This window comes from Blautia luti (assembly GCF_033096465.1).
In the GTDB taxonomy this organism is placed as follows: domain Bacteria; phylum Bacillota; class Clostridia; order Lachnospirales; family Lachnospiraceae; genus Blautia_A; species Blautia_A luti.
Map to the genome: position 1 here is coordinate 753,408 of NZ_AP028156.1, position 19,093 is coordinate 772,500.

Sequence of the window (19,093 nt, forward strand, 5' to 3'; positions counted from 1 at the left end):
AGAAAACAGTTCCTTGTCGAAAACTTTTGAGAGTCCTTCGTCTGTGTTTGACAGATATTTCAGGAACCGTTCCCTATAATATTCCTTTGACGAGGATATTAGGGGAGGGGAGAATATGCAGGAATGGATGATTGCCATGCTCGTTATCAGTATACTGCTGATCATACGGGACATGGCAAAAACTATTTTAGCAGGGAATGTGCCGGATACACAGGAAATACTGCCCCTGTGTGACCGTCATCCTCAGAAGGAGAAGGTGGAACGATATGCTGCTTCGTTCCAGAAACTTGCAGATACTTTTTACGGTATGCCCTACCGTAAGGATTACTTAAGCAGCGGTCAGATCCGGCAGATCATGCACGATGCCAATGAAAGGGTATGCAGCAGATGTTACCAGAGAGAGATCTGCTGGGGAGAACACGGCAGAGAACTGGGACAGGGCGTGGAAGTGATGGTGCGTGCATTGGAGAGCGGAGAGGAAGAAGAAATCCGGAGTATCCGCAATGACTGGACCAGTGTCTGTAGCCGTTCCGTGCAGTATTTCGAGGCAGTATCAGAGAACTTTCAGAGAGAGAAACAGAATCTGGTATGGGACAACCGTATGATCGAGAACCGCCTTGCTGTGGCACAGCAGCTTACGGAAGTTTCCAGAATCATGGCAAATGTGGCCAGTGACCTGTATGATATAGAAAGAGGAACCCCTCAGTTTGAGGAGGAACTGCGTAAAGCCCTGCGCAGACATCATGTGATCCTGCGCCAGGCCTGGGTGATGGACAAGGCAGAGGGACGTAAGCAGGTGTTTCTCACCATGCGAGCAAGAAGCGGCCAGTGTATTTCCATGACGGAAATTTCACAGATCCTGTCCGGAATCTGCGGAGGGAATATGACTCCGGTAAATGGAAGCAGGTGTATCGTAAATGGAGAATATCATACCGTGCATTTCATCGAGGATGTGACCTATCAGATCCTTTATGGCGCAGCCAGGCTGACCAGGGAAAAGGAAAAAGTTTCCGGGGATAATTATGTGTGCAGGCAGGAAGAGGGCGGCAGATTCGTCATGTGCCTTTCGGATGGAATGGGGTCCGGAATGGAAGCATGTAAGGAAAGCGAGACAGTGGTAGAACTTCTGGAACAGTTTATGGAATCAGGCTTTTCACAGGAAACTGCGGCGAAGATGGTGAACAGTGCTCTGGTATTAAAGGGCAGGGAAGGAATGTTTTCCACCGTGGATATCTGTGCGGTAGATCTTTATACAGGAGTCTGCAATTTCCTGAAAGCAGGGGCAGCTTCCACTTTCATAAAACGGGATCACTGGGTAGAATCCATTACTTCTGAGAGCCTTGCAGCAGGTCTGGTGCAGCAGATCGATTTCGAGACAGCGTCCAGGAAACTGTACCACGGGGATTATCTTATTATGATGACGGACGGAGTTCTGGACGCCCTTCCTGCGCAGAAGGAAGAGGAGACCATGAAAGAGATCATCATGGATGTCCACGAAGATTCACCGAAGGATTTCGGACGGGGAATCCTGGAGAGAGTCCTGGGATACAGTGATTACCGTGCCAGGGATGACATGACTGTGTTGGTAGCAGGTGTCTGGAAAAAATAGTAAAAAGTAATATACGAAAAAGAACAGGAGCAGACAGACTTATGTACAGCGAAGTGACCGGTTACATAAAAGAAAATCACATGATCGAAAAAGGGGATACAGTTCTGGCAGGGGTTTCCGGGGGCGGTGATTCCGTGACCATGCTATATATCCTGAAGGAATATCAGAAAGAACTGGAGTTTACCCTCCGTGTGGTCCATGTTCACCACGGAATCCGTGGTGAAGAGGCAGACAGGGATAGCCGGTTCGTGCAGGAACTTTGTGCAGGATGGGAGATTCCATGCAGGGTATACTCTTATGATGTCCCGGCATTAAGCGCGAAGTGGAAGCTTGGCGAAGAGGAAACAGGCAGGCTGGTGCGCAGGGAAACTTTCCGGCTGGAAGGAGATAAGGACAGAGAGCAGGGGAAAAAAGTCCGCACTGCCCTGGCCCATAACCAGGAGGATCTGGCAGAAACCATGATCCACAATCTGTGCAGGGGGACTGGTCTTCGGGGGCTGTGCACCATGCGGCCGGCAGCAGAAGACATTATCCGTCCTATTCTTTGTCTCAGCCGCAGCCAGATTAGGGATTTCCTGCAGGAAAAAGGAATCTCCTGTATACAGGACAGTACCAATCAGTCGGATGAATATACCAGGAACAGGATTCGCCATCATATTCTGCCGGAACTGGAAACTCAGGTGAATAAAAAGGCATCGGCCCATATGGTGGAAACCGCTTCCAGGCTGGCACTGGCGGAGGATTATCTCAGCGAGCAGGGAAAGACACTGCTGAAGGCATTTGCCGGAGACAGACAGTACTGCTTTACGGAGGAATTTTTTCACCGGCCGAAGATCCTGCAGATCTATGCACTGCAGCAGGCAGTGGAGGATCTGGCAGGCAGGAGAAAAGATATTTCAGCAGTTCATTATGAGAAGATCCTGAATTTATGGCAGATGCAGACTGGGCGTAAGATCAGCCTGCCCTACGGGATCACGGCAGGAAGAACCTACGGGGCAGTCCTGCTGTATCAGAAGCCGGAAACAGATGAAACATCAGGGAAAAACGCAGAAGAAACACAACTTATCATCCCGGGAGATACCATCTGTGCCTGTGGCAGGATACAGGCAGAAATATTTTCGTATACAGGGCAGAAGATTGAAGAAAAAAAGTATACGAAATGGCTGGATTATGATAGAATAGAAAAGAATCCGTGCGTCCGCACCCGAAAAGAAGGTGATTTCCTCATTATAAACAGCAGAGGGGACAGAAAAAAGCTCCGCCGTTGCATGATCGATGAGAAAATACCCTCAGAGGAGAGGGATAAGATCCCGGTGATCGCCTGTGGGGATGAGATACTCTGGATCATAGGAAGCCGGATCAGTGAAAGGTATAAAATTACCCCCAAAACCAGGAAGGTGTTAGTATTAAAATACCAAGGAGGACATAAAAATGAGTGAGAAAATCAAAGTTTTACTCAGCGAAGAGGAAGTTGATTCCCGTATCAGACAGATCGCAGCAAAGATCAGCAAGGACTATGCAGGCAGGGAAATCCATTTGATCTGTGTGTTAAAGGGTGGAGTATTTTTCACCTGTGAACTTGCAAAAAGGATCACAGTGCCGGTATCTCTTGACTTTATGTCAGTATCCAGCTACGGTGATGATACCAAATCCAGTGGTGTGGTAAAGATCGTAAAAGACCTGGATCAGCCTCTGGAGGGCAAAGATGTTCTGATCGTGGAGGATATCATTGACTCCGGAAGAACATTAAGCTACCTGATCGATATCCTGCAGAAGAGACATCCGAACAGTATCCGTCTGTGCACATTGCTTGACAAGCCGGAACGAAGAGTGAAGGATGTGAAAGTAGATTACTGTTGCTTCAATATCCCGGATGAGTTCGTGGTAGGATACGGACTGGATTATGCACAGAAATACAGGAATCTTCCATTTATCGGAGTTGTGGAACTGGGGGAAGACTGAAAGGAGATTTGACTAAGTGAATAAGCAGCCAAGCAGAATTGGTCTGTATCTGGTTATGATCGCTGCCCTGATCGCCGGATATTTCTATCTGAACAATCAGGTGGTTTCCCAGAGCAGCTATACGCAGAAACAGCTGGAACAGGCCCTTGAGGACAACAAGGTGGTTGATGCTACGATTCAGCAAAACAGGGAAGTGCCTACAGGTGCGGTGATAGTGGATACGACAGATGCCGGACAGAAGAAGGTTTATGTGACAGACGTAAACGAGGCCATTGAACTGCTGAACAAATATGATGTTGATGTGATCACACAGAATGTACCGGGGGACAATGTGTTTATGACTACACTGCTTCCTGTTCTCCTGACAGGTGCACTGGTGATCTTTGTGATCATGATGATGAACCGCCAGATGTCAGGCGGTGGCGGAGGCAATGCGAAGATGATGAATTTCGGGAAAAGCCGTGCCAGAATGACATCACCGGATGACAACAATAAGAAGATAACGTTCGACAATGTAGCAGGACTGGAAGAGGAGAAAGAGGATCTGGTTGAGGTGGTGGATTTCCTGAAATCCCCTCAGAAATACACCAAGGTAGGCGCCAGGATCCCGAAAGGTGTGATCCTGGTGGGCCCTCCGGGAACAGGTAAAACCCTTCTTGCCAAGGCTGTGGCAGGAGAAGCGGGAGTTCCGTTCTTTTCTATTTCCGGTTCTGACTTCGTAGAAATGTTCGTCGGTGTAGGTGCATCCCGTGTACGTGACCTGTTTGAAGAAGGCAAGCGTCATGCGCCATGTATCATCTTTATCGATGAGATCGATGCAGTTGCCAGACAGCGTGGTACAGGAATGGGCGGCGGCCATGATGAGAGAGAGCAGACACTGAACCAGCTCCTGGTAGAGATGGACGGTTTCGGTGTGAATGAAGGGATCATCGTGATGGCAGCGACCAACCGTGTGGATATCCTGGATCCTGCGATCCTGCGTCCGGGACGTTTCGACCGTAAGGTTGCAGTAGGACGTCCGGATGTGAAGGGAAGAGAAGAGATCCTTCGTGTCCATGCCAAGGACAAACCGCTGGGTGAGGATGTAGATCTGAAGCAGATCGCGAAGACCACTGCAGGATTTACAGGTGCAGATCTGGAGAACCTTCTGAATGAAGCAGCCATCGAAGCAGCCAGAAAGGGAAGAGGATTTATTCTTCAGTCCGATATCAAGGGTGCCTTTATCAAAGTAGGCATCGGGGCAGAGAAGAAGAGCAAGATCATCTCTGACAAGGAGAAAAAGATCACAGCTTATCATGAGTCCGGACATGCCATCCTGTTTCATGTACTTCCGGATATGGATCCGGTATATACTATTTCCATTATCCCTACAGGAATGGGTGCAGCAGGTTATACCATGCCGCTGCCGGATAATGATGAGATGTTTAACACCAAGAGTAAGATGCTGCAGGATATTATGACTCTGCTGGGCGGACGTGTGGCAGAGGAGATCATTTTCGGTGACATTACCACCGGAGCATCCAATGATATCAAACGTGCCACAGCTGCAGCCAGAAGCATGGTGATGAAATACGGTATGTCTGATAAATTGGGACTGATCTCTTATGGAGATGATGACGATGAGGTATTTATCGGAAGAGACCTGGCTCACACCAGAAGCTACAGTGAAGATGTAGCCAAGGCCATTGACGAAGAAATCCACCGTATTATCACAGAGTGCCATGACCGTGCGAAGGAAATTATTCTGGAACATGAAGACGTGCTGCACAGCTGTGCGAAGCTCCTTCTCGAGAAGGAAAAAGTGCATAGAGAGGAATTTGAAGCACTTTTTACAACAGAAAAAACAGAAACAGAAAATACAGATATATAAAATAACCAAAAAAGTGTGCCAAATTTTGTGAAGTTTGTGCACACTTTTCTCTTGCCCAATGGTATTATATAAACCGTAAAAACCCCCCAATACATTATATAGTTTTTGCTACACCCCATAAGAAGAAATACCTTCTCCAAAAAAGACAGCCTATCCCGCTGTCTTTTTTACTTTATACGGGAAGATGAAGAAACAGGGGAGAGAAACGTTGTGCAGAATCACTGAATTACAGGTGTTTTTAGGGCATAACGATGGTTGTCAGTTAGTTTATTTTCCGATAAAATGGAATAGAATATGTTACAGGCAGCAGATAAGAGTGTAACATGTATATTAAGAAAAGCTGCTGTTTCTTTCTCGGGCAGACAGCGGGGACAGAGAGGATCGACGGATATGGAACATGAAAGATCAGATATCAGGAAAAAGATGCAGTATATTTTGAATATGCACCCTGTATTTAATAAAGAGGCGTTGTTCAGTGATGGAACGGAAGATTACAGAAGCCCGGCAGAGCCGAAGGCGGGGGACACAGTGACCATCCGTTTCAGGACGCAGAGAAACAATGTAGATTCCGTATATCTGGTAAGCGGTGAGACGCGGACAGAGATGAAGATCAGTGAAACAGAGAATGGTTTCGATTATTATTCAGCACAGGTGACTGTGGGAGAGGATATTTTCCGTTATTATTTCGAGATCCAGTATGGATGGGTGACCTGTTATTATAACAATCAGGGTGTCTGTATGAAGCACGAATCCAGAATGGATTTCGAGATTTATCCTGGATTTGATACTCCGAAGTGGGCGAAAGGTGCAGTCATGTACCAGATCTATGTAGACCGTTTCCTGAACGGAGATCCAACCAATGATGTAGTTACCGGAGAGTATTTCTATATCGGAGATACCAGTGTACAGGTAGAACAGTGGAATAAGATCCCGGCTGTGATGGGAGTGCGTGAGTTTTATGGCGGAGACCTTCAGGGTATTATGAATAAGCTGGATTATCTGCAGGATTTGGGGGTAGAGGTTATTTATTTAAATCCGATCTTCGTATCTCCAAGTAATCATAAATATGACTGTCAGGATTATGACTATGTAGATCCTCACTACGGCAGGATCGTAGAGGATTGCAATGAGGGAATCCTGCTGGGAGATGACAGGGATAATTCCCATGCGTGGAAATATATCAGGCGTGTGACAGATAAGAAGAACCTGGAAGCCAGCAATGAGCTTTTTGCCAAACTTACTGCAGAGATCCACAGAAGGGGAATGAAAATTATCCTGGATGGTGTATTTAACCACTGCGGTTCTTTTAATAAATGGATGGACAGAGAGCGTATTTATGAGAATCAGGAAGGGTATCCGAAGGGAGCTTATATCTCAGCGGACAGTCCATACCGTAACTTCTTTTCCTTTAATGATCAGAATGCCTGGCCATATAATAATTCCTATGATGGATGGTGGGCTCATGATACACTGCCGAAATTAAATTATGAAGGTTCCAGGGAGCTGTATGATTATATTCTCAGGATCGGACAGAAGTGGGTTTCCGCACCATACAATGTGGATGGATGGAGACTGGATGTGGCTGCTGACCTGGGCCACAGCAATGAGTTTAACCATCAGTTCTGGAAAGATTTCAGAAAGGCTGTAAAAGAGGCCAATCCCAATGCTATTATCCTGGCAGAGCATTATGGCAATCCGGAAGGATGGCTGCAGGGGGATGAGTGGGATACAGTCATGAACTATGATGCGTTTATGGAGCCGCTGACCTGGTTTTTGACAGGTATGGAGAAGCACAGTGATGAGTATCGTGAAGATCTGCTGGGCAACAGTGAAGCATTTATCGGGGCTATGAAGACCCATATGAGAGCACTTCATATGTCAGCACTTCAGACTGCCATGAATGAGTTATCCAATCACGACCATTCCAGATTCCTGACAAGGACCAACCACAGAGTGGGAAGAATTTCCTATGCAGGGGCTGAAGCAGCTTCCGAGGGAGTGAATCCGGCAGTAATGCGTGAGGGAGTTGCCATTCAGATGACATGGCCGGGGGCACCGACAGTATACTATGGAGACGAAGCCGGTCTGTGCGGATTCACAGATCCGGATAACAGACGTACGTATCCATGGGGACGTGAAGATTACCAGATGATCGATTTCCACAGAGTGATGATCCGGATCCACAAGCAGTATGAAGTACTCAAGACAGGATCTCTGGCATTCCTGTGGAATGATTATCAGGGGCTGGCCTATGCGAGATTTTCCCGCAAAGAGCAGATGATCGTGATTGTAAACAATATGGATCACGCAAGAGAGGTAGAAGTACAGCTCTGGCAGGCCGGCATCAGCAGGCTGGAAGATGCGAAGATGGAGAGAGTGGTCTGCACTTCAGCCGAAGGATTCACAGAGGCACCTGAAGTATACACAGCAGCAGCCGGAATCCTCAGAATGCAGATGCCTGCATTTGGATGCGTGGTTTTATATCATAAAAATTAAGAAGAAAGGGGCGCCGTTTGTGCGTCCCTTTTCACTGTCCGTTTGATTTACGAAAATAAAAAAAGTTCAGCAGATATCGCTGAACTTTTCAGTGGATGGAGAAGGATTCGAACCTTCGAAAGCGTTGCTAACAGATTTACAGTCTGCCCCCTTTGGCCACTCGGGAATCCATCCTTGAACCGAAGATTATTATATATGATGTGCGAGGAGAATGCAAGTTTTTTTTTGGTTTTGGGTGATATTTTTGAAAATAAAAAGGAAACCGGAAATTTTGGTTGTGATTTTTTGGGCAAAATAGTAGACGGGAATACAGAAATCTGGTAATATAAGCGTGTCTGGATATAGATGTAATTCCATATCGAAGATTGATTAGGGCGGCTGTGAACCAAGAAACAGCTACTACAGATTAGGAGGAATTTATCATGTTAGTAAATGCAACAGAAATGCTGAAAAAAGCAAAAGCTGGCCATTATGCAGTAGGACAGTTCAACATTAACAACCTTGAGTGGACAAAGGCTATTCTTTTAACAGCTCAGGAACTGAACTCTCCTGTAATCCTTGGTGTATCTGAGGGTGCTGGTAAATATATGACTGGTTATAAAACAGTTGTTGGTATGGTTAACGGTATGATGGAAGAACTGAACATCACTGTTCCTGTAGCTCTTCACCTTGACCACGGCAGCTACGAAGGATGCCTGAAATGTGTAGAAGCAGGATTCTCATCCATCATGTTCGACGGATCTCACTATCCGATCGAAGAGAACGTTGCAAAAACTAAAGAACTGGTTAAGATCGTTGCTGAGCACGGAATGTCTCTGGAAGCAGAGGTTGGTTCCATCGGCGGTGAAGAAGACGGTGTTGTAGGTATGGGCGAGTGTGCAGATCCTGAGGAATGCAAGATGATCGCTGACCTTGGCATTGACTTCCTTGCAGCTGGTATCGGTAACATCCACGGTAAATATCCGGCTAACTGGAAAGGCTTAAGCTTTGAAACTCTTGATGCTATCCAGAAGTTAACAGGTGATATGCCACTCGTTCTTCACGGCGGCACAGGTATCCCTGCAGACATGATCAAGAAAGCTATCGACCTTGGCGTATCCAAGATCAATGTAAATACAGAGTGCCAGCTTGCATTTGCTGATGCTACACGTAAATACATCGAAGAAGGCAAAGATCAGCAGGGTAAAGGATATGACCCACGTAAGCTTCTTGCTCCTGGTTTCGAGGCAATCAAAGCTACTGTTAAAGAAAAAATGGAATTATTCGGATCAGTAGACAAAGCCTGAGACATAAACGTATAAAAGAGAGAACAGACTCTGACAGGATTGACCTGACGGGGTCTGTTTTTTTATTCCTTTTTTATGATATAAAAAAATGTATATATAAGAAAATCAATATCTGAAAAATTTATCATGTTTCTTAATTTTTTATCATGGCGAAATCCTGATGAAAAATTTACAATATACTCAAGTTAAGAAACAGAAAACATTATAGGAAAAGGAGAGAAAAGGATTATGAAGATGAAGAAAGTAACAGCAATGGGAATGGCAGTACTTATGGCAGCAACTATGATCCCGGCAGTACCGGCAATGGCTGATGACGCTGGAAAGGTTTATTACTTAAACTTCAAACCAGAGCAGGATGAAGACTGGCAGAATCTGGCAAAAGAATACACAGAGGAAACTGGTACAGAGGTAACTGTTGTTACAGCAGCTTCCGGACAGTATGAGACAACACTTCAGTCAGAAATGGCAAAGAGTGATGCACCTACTTTATTCCAGGTAAACGGACCGGTTGGACTGAAAAACTGGAAAGATTACTGCTATGATCTGAAAGATTCCGATATTTACTCACAGCTGACATCTGATTCCTACAGCTTAAAGGATGGAGATGCAGTGGACGGAATTGCATATGTAATCGAATCCTATGGTCTGATCGTAAATAAGACCTTACTTGAAAAAGCAGGATATACTCTGGACGATATTAAATCCTTTGATGATTTAAAGAAAGTTGCTGATGATATCCAGAGCAAAAAAGATGATCTGGGAATTAAGGGAGCATTTACTTCCGCAGGTATGGACGGATCCTCTGACTGGAGATTTAAAACACATCTTGCAAACCTTCCAATCTACTATGAGTATAAAGAAGACGGAATCGATGATACAGATGCAATCAAAGGTACATACCTTGATAACTACAAGAATGTATTTGATCTTTACATTACAGATTCTACCTGTGACGGTTCTGAGCTTTCTGCAAAAACAGCAGATGACTCCAGAAATGAATTTGTAAATGGTGAAGCAGTATTCTATCAGAATGGTTCCTGGGAATATAGTGAACTTTCTAAAACATTCAAAGATGACGAGCTGGCTATGATCCCGATCTACTTTGGTGTAGACGATGCAAACGAAGGTCTTGCAACCGGTACAGAAAATTACTGGTGTGTAAACAAGAATGCTTCTGAAGCTGATGTAAAAGCAACACTTGATTTCATGAATTGGTGTGTAACCTCTGAAGCAGGAACAAAATCTATGGCTGAAGATATGGGATTCACAATTCCTTTCAAAACAGCAGAGGCACCAAGCAATGTATTTGTAAAACAGGATGCAGAGTACACAGAAGCTGGTCTGACACCTGTATCATGGAACTTTACAACAATGCCATCTGAAGAGTGGAAAAATACTCTTGGATCTGCTCTTACAGCATATGCAGCAGGATCTGGCTCCTGGGATGATGTTAAGAGCGCGTTTGTTGACAACTGGGCAACAGAGAAGGCACTTTCCGAATAATGAATAAAAAAAAGGGAGGCAGAGATTCCTGTCTCCCTTTTATAGATTCTAAGCAGAGAATGGGAAGAAGAGGAGAGATTTACCATGGTAGGAAAAACAATCAAAAAGTGGTGGCCGATTTTCGTTGTGCCTACACTGGCTGCATTTATAATCGGATTTTTATGGCCGTTTATCTGGGGAATTTACCTTTCATTTTGTAAATTTACCACAGTGCAGGATGTTACTTTCGTAGGATTTTCAAACTATCAGAAAATATTGCTTGACAATACTTTCAGCCATGCGTTCTGGCTGACTGTGGCATTTGCCTTTATATCCAGTATTCTGATCAATGTTCTGGCATTTGCCATTGCACTGGCGCTGACAAAAGGATTCAAGGGAACCAATGCATTCAGAACAGTATTCTTTATGCCAAACCTGATTGGTGGTATTGTTCTTGGATACATCTGGCAGACCTTATTAAATGGTCTGTTATCCAAATGGGGACAACCGCTACTGGCTTTGTCTGCAAAGAACGGATTTATCGGTATGCTGATCCTTCTGTGCTGGCAGCAGATCGGATATATGATGATCATTTATGTGGCAGGTCTGAATAATGTTTCACCTGACCTTATCGAAGCGGCACAGATTGACGGAGCTACATCCAGACAGATCCTGTTCAAGATTAAATTACCGATGATCATGCCGTCTGTTACAATCTGTACTTTCCTTACACTGACAAATGGATTTAAAATGTTCGACCAGAACCTTTCTCTTACAGGTGGAGATCCTGCCAAGCAGTCTCAGCTACTTGCCTTGAATATTTATGATACGTTCTATGCACGAAGCGGACCACAGTGGAAGGGAATCGGTCAGGCAAAAGCAGTTGTATTCTTTATTCTGGTTGTAGCCATTGCTCTGATTCAGCTTAAAGCAACATCATCTAAGGAGGTGCAGCAGTAATGGAAAACAATAAAAAGAAAAGTATTATTCCTACAATTATATTAACCATACTGTCCCTTCTCTGGATTTATCCTATTATACTGATCCTTTTAAACTCTTTAAAAAAGGAATCAGCCATTACAACTACAGGAGTATTTGAACTTCCTCTGGGTGAAATATGGAATGGATTTACAAACTATGTAGCCAGCGTAACACAGATGGATTTCCTGAAATCTTTCTGGTACAGCCTTGTAATCTCAGTTATGTCAGTAGTACTGATCCTGCTGTGCTGCTCTATGTGTGCATGGTATATTGTCCGTGTAAATGGAGTGCTTTCCAAGATTTTATACTATCTGTTCATATTTAGTATGGTAGTTCCTTTCCAGATGGTTATGTTCACTCTGGCAAAGACAGCAGATACACTGAAACTGAACACTCCTTATAATATCTGTATTATTTATCTGGGATTTGGTGCAGGACTGGCAGTATTTATGTTCACCGGTTTTGTAAAGGGAATCCCGCTGGAAATTGAAGAGGCTGCCCTGATCGATGGATGTAATCCGTTACAGGTATTTTTCAAGATCCTGATCCCGATTCTGAAGCCTACCATTATCTCCACTGCAATCCTTCAGCTGATGTGGGTATGGAATGACTATCTTCTGCCGACCCTGGTACTGGATATTAAGAAATACCGTACCATTCCTATGGCAGTACAGTACTTCCGCGGAAGCTTCGGCCATGTACAGATGGGACCGATGATGGCAAGTATTATGATCGATATTATCCCGATCGTTATTGTTTACCTGGTATGCCAGAAATATATTATTGAAGGTGTTGTTGCAGGTGCAGTAAAAGGATGATAAAATAGTATCAGACGCAGGCTGATATGGATAATAAGTGACTGAAAATAAAGATAGTTCCATAATTGCAGGAACTATCTTTATTTGTATATATAAGGGGGTAGGAGGTTAGAAGCTATGTATCGTGTATTAGTGGTTGATGATGAAAAAATAGAGAGAGAGGGAATTAAATTTCTGCTTTCCAGGGAAGAGGGAGAATTTAAGATTTCTGAGGCTTCCAACGGGCGTCAGGCACTGGAAATCCTCAGAAATGAGGAGATAGATCTACTACTGACAGATATTAAAATGCCTCATATGGATGGACTGGAATTGGCAAAGAAGGCAAAAGAGGAAAAAGAGGAGCTGCAGATCGTAATCTTTAGTGGCTATAATGATTTTTCCTTTGCCCAGGAGGCAATCCGTTATGGGGTGAAAGAGTATGTTTTAAAACCGGTGGATCCTGATATTTTCAGTGAAACACTGGAAAAGGTCCGCAGTGAAATTGACAAAAATAAAAACCGCAAGATAAGAGATCAGAAGGAACAGGATTTTCTCCAGCAGTATTTTCTCCAGAATTATATTTACACAGGAAAAAAAGAAATTCTGGAAAAAGCCGGAGAAATGATCAACCTGGATACCTGGAATCAGTGGCACTGTGCCATTCTGGTGGAATCCTCCCAGAATTTTTTTGATACTGCAGATGAGAATCTGGCAGAGGATATGCGCAAGGAACTGCGGAGAATATTTTTCTATCTGAATCTGAATGCCAGACAGTCTCTGTTTTTGTTTAATGATGTATATTGCGATTATCTGTTGGTAGCCAATCAGCTGTATACTGTGATGAAGCACCAGTATTCGGGAAGCTTTCATCTGGCAGTAAGCAGGAAGTTTGAGGGCTGTGAAGCATTGCCTGAGATCATGACAGAGCTGGAACAGCAGATGGAGGAGCGATTTTATCATCCGGAGAATCATGTATTCTCCAATGAGGAGGAAGAGTACAGTCATGTGGACAAGGCTGCCCAGGATTCCCAGCTGATGCAGAGAATTTCTGAGGACATCAGCAGAAAGGACATTCAGCAGCTGAAAGTCCATTTTCAGTGCCTTACGGACAAATACAAAAGCAGTACCCAGTTTTCGGCTATGTATATTAAATTTGTATTTTCCAATGTGATCCAGGCATTGTTTGAGGAAACACAGTTCTCAGAGGAACGCCGCCTGGATAAGGAGATTGACAGACTGTACAACTGCAGTGATATTTCACAGATCCTTCAGGTTACTGAGGAGAATATCCGGGAGTATGAAAATTTTCTGGAACGTTCTATGAGTGAATCCAGAAATGAGGTGGCTGCAGTGAAAAATTACATCTATCAGCACTACGGAGAGGATCTGAGCCTGGAGATGCTGGCAGAAAAGGTATATTTGTCCTCAGGATATCTGAGTTTTATTTTCAAAAAGGAAACAGGAATGAACCTGAACCGTTTTATCCGGGTATTCCGTATGGAGAAGGCAAAGGAGCTTCTGTGCAGCACAAATATGAAGGTGGCACAGGTAAGTGAAAAAGTAGGATTCTCCAATGTATCCTATTTTTGTCGAAGCTTCCGGGAATATTACGGAAGCAGCCCTGAGTCCTACAGGAAAGGAACAGGTGACGATGAAGAGAATCCGAAAGAAATTTAGAGATATGAAATACCGTCATAAGCTTACAATCCTGCTGGTGACATCCAGTCTGGTGCCTATGACGATGCTTGCTCTGTACAGTCATAATAGTATGAGCAGGTTGGTGCGCCATAATGAAGTGGAGGATACCTCATCCATCCTGGAACAGACCAGGGAAAGTATTGACAGCCAGATCGAAGTATATACAGGACTGATCAATTATCTTACCTATTCTCCGGATATTGAAGAAGTGATCAATGAGAAAAACATGGATAATTATGTGGCATATGCCAAATATACCCAGATTGTGGATCCTCTTCTCACAGTGCCTAAATCCTATCATGATGCTATCAATCAGATACAGATTTTTGCAGACAGTATTAAAGTGAGACATGAATATACTCTTGTACCTATGGATGAGATAGGACAGGAATGGTGGAGCAGCCAGCTGAATGATGAAGTGCAGGTACAGTGGCTGGTAAATACGGAAAAACCGGAGATTGCGGCAGTGAGAAATATTTACGACGGAAGAAACCGCACGGCGGTTCTGTGTATTACTCTGGATTACAATAAAATATTCAAACCGTTGAAAAATATTATCTCAGACGAATCTGGAACTATGGTGTTGGATCAGAGCCAGAATATTGTGTACCGTGATGAGAACATTCAGGATAATGACCTGGCAGATTTAAGGGAATCGGATAAAATTTTAGAGCAGATCAGCAAAGAATATGTAGCAGTAAATAGTACCAGTCAGAATACGGGCTGGAAGTTTTATCTGTATAAAACTAAAAAATCTGTAGAAAAATCAGTTTATCAGATGTTGCTTGCTGAGATTCCGCTGATCGCAGGTTGTGTACTGATCATTTTTATTCTGGGTATGGCTTTCTCCAGATTATTTACCCGCAAGATCGAAATGCTTACGGAAAATATGGATCAGGTAAATCATGGAAGCAGAGAGGTTACGGTTACCAGCGATGCAGAGGATGAGGTGGGGGTTCTGATCAGAAGCTTCCGCAGGATGATGGGGGAGATTGACCGTCTGATCAGTGAAGTTTACGAAAACAAAATAGCTCTTAAGGAATTTGAGCTGAAAGCGCTTACTGCACAGATCAATCCCCATTTTCTGTATAATTCTCTTTCCATTATTAACTGGATGGCTATTAAGAGCGGTCAGAAAGAAATCAGTAAGGTGACTCTGGATTTATCTACTTTTTATCGTACAGCTCTAAGCAAGGGAGAGGATATGGTAACTGTGGAGAATTGTATCCGTAATATTGAAGCTTATCTGTCTATTCAGTTGGTGATGCATGACAATGATTTTACAGTAGAGTGGAAGATTGATCCGCAGGTAAAAGCAGAAAAAGTCCCTAAACTGATCCTGCAGCCAGTGGTAGAAAATGCATTAGAGCATGGACTGGATGTAAAAGAAGAAGGAGATAAAATCCTGCAGCTGTCCTTTCTGGATGCCGGGGATGCAGTACTTCTCCGGGTAGAAGATAATGGAATGGGAATGGAACAGTCAGTGGCAGAATCGTTGGTTACTTACCAGGCAGAAGGCTATGGACTGAAAAATGTGAATGATCGAATCTGTCTGCTCTACGGAGAGGAATATAAAATTCGTATCACCAGCAGTGTAGGTAAGGGAACAGTAGTAGAAATGCGGATTCCAAAGGGAGAAACATTATGATGATACAGAGTGTGACAAAGGCAGGAAAAAAGCTTTTTGTAATCCTGATTCTGGGAACGACTTTGCTTCAAAGCGGATGCAATAATTCAACAAAGGAGACTCAGCAGAAAGCAGAAAAAACGGATGGGGTTGAGGAACAGAAAAAAACTAAGTCCGGAGATTGGGAAGAAGCCCGGACAACTCCCTATGGAAAGTATCCTGAAACTGTGACCTATACTCTTGCCCAGATGAATGGTGCCAATAATTCCAATCTGCCCAAAGGGCAGACTTATGAAAATAATGAATATACCCGTTATCTGAAAAAGATGTTGAACATCCAGAATGAGAACACATACATGGAAAGTGAAGACAGATATGATGAATTTGTCAATGTGATTGTGAAAGATCGGATGCTCCCTGATGTCATGGTGATCTCGGACAAGAAAATGCTGGATGAAATGGTGGAAAACGATCTGATAGAAGATTTGACAGAGGTGTATGAATTCTGTACTACAGACAGAATCAAAGCTATGTATTCCAGTTATGGAACCGAGCTTTTGGATTCTGTGAAATATGACGGGAAGCTGATGGCAATGCCTGAGACTGTTATTGATCATGGTCCCTGCCTGCTCTGGCTTCGTAAGGACTGGATGGATAAGCTGGGATTAGAAGAACCGCAGACTCTGGAAGAAGCTTTTGATGTTATTGAAGCTTTTCAGAAAAACAGGATGGGAGCAGCACCTGGAGAAGAACCTATTGGATTGGTATGTGATACTTCACTGGTAGGAACTACAAGTAGTAGTTATTCTGTTGATCCTGTTTTTCAGAAATTCGGAGCTAATCCCCAGAGATGGCAAAAGGGTGAGAATGGAGAAGTGGTATATGGTTCTCTTACAGAAGAGACGAAGAATGCACTGGAATATTTGAACCAGCTTTATGAAAGGGGAATTCTGGATGAGAATTTTGCACTGCGGGCCCAGAATAATCTAAGGGATCTGGTAGTCAGCGGAAAATGTGGGGCATTTTTTGGATTGTGGTGGACGCCTAATAACCCCCTTATGGATGAGTATGAAGAAGATCCGGACTCTGACTGGGAGCCATATTATTTTCCGGCAGAAATACAGAAAACGGCAGAAACCTATTCTACATTCAGAGACAACAAATATGTAGTGGTGCGAAAAGGTTATGAGCATCCTGAAATTGTAATGAAGATTTTGAGTGTACTTTTTGATTATACCAGGTATGAAGCGAAGGATGCAGATGAAATGAACAGCTATTTTGCCCTGAATGTGGATCCTACAGCAAGGCCGTTGGTGATCAATGTGGATTACAATGAAGCCACTTATCGTGTGACAGAGCATATTCAGAAGGTAATTGCAGGAGATATGGAAGAAGAGAAGCTCAGTGCCATTGAGAAATCTTACTATCAGGCCTGCAGAAATTATATGGAGGGGCAGAATGTGACAGTGGAGGACTGGGCAGCTTACAAGTCCCGTATTTCTGCAGTAGGTCTTCTGGTGAAATCGGATTACAGGACTCCTGAGAAAATCTATCTGCAAACTTCAAATCTGGAAATTCCTCAGACTCTTGGTACTCTGGAGAAGAATACTTTTATCCAGATTATCATGGGGAAGCGTCCTATATCCTATTTTGATGAATTCGTAAGCAAATGGTATGAACAGGGAGGGGATCAACTGGTAAAAGCAATCCGGGAGGATTCCAGGTAATGCGAATATTTGGGTATAAATAAAATTTACAAAATTATATATTTTTCTGGTATAATTTTTCAGGCAGACTGTAAAACATTTTTTACAGCCTGCCTGAAACTTATTAGGCTTAAAAAGAGTACAAAAGAACAGGGGCGGGAAATGGATAATAAAGAAAAAAACAGAAAGAAAAAGATAAAAGTTATTCTGGGGATCTGTATTGCATTATTTTTACTCCTGGGAGGAGGAGTGTTGGTTTATATACATAAAGTGGATACGGACACACTGGGGAGAAAAATTACCATATATGGTCTGGACATATCAGGTCAGAATGTGGAGAAGGCCGGACAGACCATCCGGAAAGCATTTCAGGATAAAAAGGTTGTTTTCCGGGAGGATGGCAGTCAGGTATATCAGACAACTGTAGGGGAACTGGGATATTCTCTGGATGAGGGAACACTTCAGTCTGCACTTATAGCCTTGAAACAGCAGCGTGACCAGACAAGGACGTTTCTGGCCTCCTGGAAAAATTACGAAATAGAATATCAGGTAAACAAAGATGAGACAACAGAACAGGCTGCACTGACAGAAGATCATTTTGGAGAGAAAGAAAGAACGGAAGCCCAAAATGCTGAGATCAGATACAGCAAGAAGAAAAAGAAATTTGTTATAGTAAACCAGGTGGCAGGGACACAGATTGATGAAGAACGTCTTCGAAATTACGTGGACAAGACGCTGGAAGCAGAGTTTCAGGATAAGCTGCTCACCGGTGAAGTCAAGATAGATCTGAACCAGCAGGCATATAAGCAGCCTTCTGTAAAGGCTTCAAAAGAATTGAAAAAGGAATTGAAAAGCCTAAACGGACAATTGAAAAAATACCGCAAGGCTACCATAACCTATACCTTTGGAAATACGACAGAGACCCTGGATTCCAAAACTGTAAATTCCTGGATCAGTATTCAGGGAACAAAGATCATAATTGATCAGGAGCAAGCAGGTACCTTTATTTCACAGCTTGCCAATAAATACAATACCATTTATGTTCCCAGAACCTTTCATACCTCTATGGGTACGGATGTGACTGTGGAGGATAATGAATATGGTTACAGGATTGATCAGAGCGGAGAGCTAAGCCAGCTGCTTTCTGATCTGAAAAGCGGCAAAGATGTGGTCCGTGAACCGGTATACAGCAGCAAGGGGATGCAGAGAAACGGAACGGATGATCTGGCAGGCAGTTATATAGAGGTAAGCCTGGATGCACAGCACCTTTGGCTTTACAGGGATGGAGGCTTGGTGACGGAAACAGACATTGTCAGCGGGGCGCCTACAGAGGAAAGACATACCTATACGGGAGCCTGGCCCATTGCCTATAAAGCAAGTCCTTTTACGCTCACCAGCGATGCATACGGATATGATACCAAGGTGAAATATTGGATGCCCTTTGTTTACGGGCAGGGGCTGCATGATGCGCCCTGGCAATCGGCTTTTGGAGGAAACCGTTATAAGACAGGAAACGGAAGTCATGGATGTATCAATCTGCCGGAAGAAGAGGCTGCAATTATTTATGAAAATATTGACG

Annotated in this window: 13 protein-coding genes and 1 tRNA gene (1 of these 14 running past the window's edge); 13 read left to right on the top strand and 1 reads right to left on the bottom strand. The window is 43.8% G+C overall.

Features of this window, described 5'->3' with window-relative positions; translation table 11 throughout:
• Positions 1–115: 115 nt before the first annotated feature.
• The 5 genes from R8695_RS03530 to R8695_RS03550 all read left to right on the top strand — a co-directional run bounded on the left by R8695_RS03530 (position 116) and on the right by R8695_RS03550 (position 7,937).
• Positions 116–1,609: a SpoIIE family protein phosphatase gene (locus tag R8695_RS03530; protein WP_118511246.1), complete on the top strand. Its 1,494-nt coding sequence runs from the start codon at positions 116–118 to the stop codon at positions 1,607–1,609.
• 41 nt (positions 1,610–1,650) lie between these two features.
• The gene (tilS, locus tag R8695_RS03535) at positions 1,651–3,048 is read left to right on the top strand and encodes a tRNA lysidine(34) synthetase TilS (RefSeq protein ID WP_154780921.1); all 1,398 of its coding nucleotides are present in this window, start codon (positions 1,651–1,653) and stop codon (positions 3,046–3,048) included.
• The gene (gene hpt / locus R8695_RS03540; RefSeq protein WP_118511250.1) at positions 3,041–3,571 is read left to right on the top strand and encodes a hypoxanthine phosphoribosyltransferase; all 531 of its coding nucleotides are present in this window, start codon (positions 3,041–3,043) and stop codon (positions 3,569–3,571) included. Before tilS ends, hpt begins: the two co-directional genes overlap by 8 nt.
• A 55-nt stretch (positions 3,572–3,626) precedes the next feature.
• Positions 3,627–5,441 (top strand): ATP-dependent zinc metalloprotease FtsH, encoded by a 1,815-nt coding sequence (gene ftsH / locus R8695_RS03545; RefSeq protein ID WP_118511286.1) that lies wholly within the window; start codon positions 3,627–3,629, stop codon positions 5,439–5,441.
• A gap of 390 nt (positions 5,442–5,831) precedes the next feature.
• Positions 5,832–7,937, top strand: a complete 2,106-nt coding sequence (locus tag R8695_RS03550) for a glycoside hydrolase family 13 protein (RefSeq protein ID WP_154780922.1) — start codon at positions 5,832–5,834, stop codon at positions 7,935–7,937.
• A 92-nt stretch (positions 7,938–8,029) separates the two neighbouring features.
• Here R8695_RS03550 and R8695_RS03555 read toward each other — a convergent pair.
• Positions 8,030–8,111: transfer RNA gene (locus tag R8695_RS03555), tRNA-Tyr, on the bottom strand.
• Between the two features lie 248 nt (positions 8,112–8,359).
• On the opposite strand from R8695_RS03555, the gene fba reads away from it, so the two are divergent.
• From fba to R8695_RS03595, 8 genes are all read left to right on the top strand, one after another.
• Positions 8,360–9,223, top strand: coding sequence for a class II fructose-1,6-bisphosphate aldolase (fba, locus tag R8695_RS03560; RefSeq protein ID WP_154780923.1), 864 nt, complete (start codon positions 8,360–8,362; stop codon positions 9,221–9,223).
• A 228-nt stretch (positions 9,224–9,451) separates the two neighbouring features.
• Entirely contained in the window at positions 9,452–10,726 is a 1,275-nt protein-coding gene (locus R8695_RS03565; RefSeq protein ID WP_019160912.1) for an ABC transporter substrate-binding protein, read from the top strand.
• Positions 10,727–10,810: 84 nt separating this feature from the next.
• Positions 10,811–11,665, top strand: a complete 855-nt coding sequence (locus R8695_RS03570; protein WP_019160913.1) for a carbohydrate ABC transporter permease — start codon at positions 10,811–10,813, stop codon at positions 11,663–11,665.
• On the top strand, positions 11,665–12,504 hold the full coding sequence (locus R8695_RS03575; RefSeq protein WP_118511254.1) for a carbohydrate ABC transporter permease: 840 nt from the start codon (positions 11,665–11,667) through the stop codon (positions 12,502–12,504). Before R8695_RS03570 ends, R8695_RS03575 begins: the two co-directional genes overlap by 1 nt.
• A gap of 117 nt (positions 12,505–12,621) precedes the next feature.
• Positions 12,622–14,160 (top strand): response regulator transcription factor, encoded by a 1,539-nt coding sequence (locus R8695_RS03580; RefSeq protein WP_154780924.1) that lies wholly within the window; start codon positions 12,622–12,624, stop codon positions 14,158–14,160.
• The gene (locus R8695_RS03585; protein ID WP_154780932.1) at positions 14,135–15,829 is read left to right on the top strand and encodes a cache domain-containing sensor histidine kinase; all 1,695 of its coding nucleotides are present in this window, start codon (positions 14,135–14,137) and stop codon (positions 15,827–15,829) included. Before R8695_RS03580 ends, R8695_RS03585 begins: the two co-directional genes overlap by 26 nt.
• Positions 15,826–17,535: an extracellular solute-binding protein gene (locus tag R8695_RS03590; protein ID WP_154780925.1), complete on the top strand. Its 1,710-nt coding sequence runs from the start codon at positions 15,826–15,828 to the stop codon at positions 17,533–17,535. Before R8695_RS03585 ends, R8695_RS03590 begins: the two co-directional genes overlap by 4 nt.
• Before the next feature lie 141 nt (positions 17,536–17,676).
• Positions 17,677–19,093, top strand: partial view of a L,D-transpeptidase family protein gene (locus tag R8695_RS03595; RefSeq protein WP_154780926.1) — the 5' portion only. The gene runs 26 nt beyond the window's last position; only the first 1,417 of its 1,443 coding nucleotides appear in the window; the start codon lies at positions 17,677–17,679; its stop codon lies off the right edge, out of view.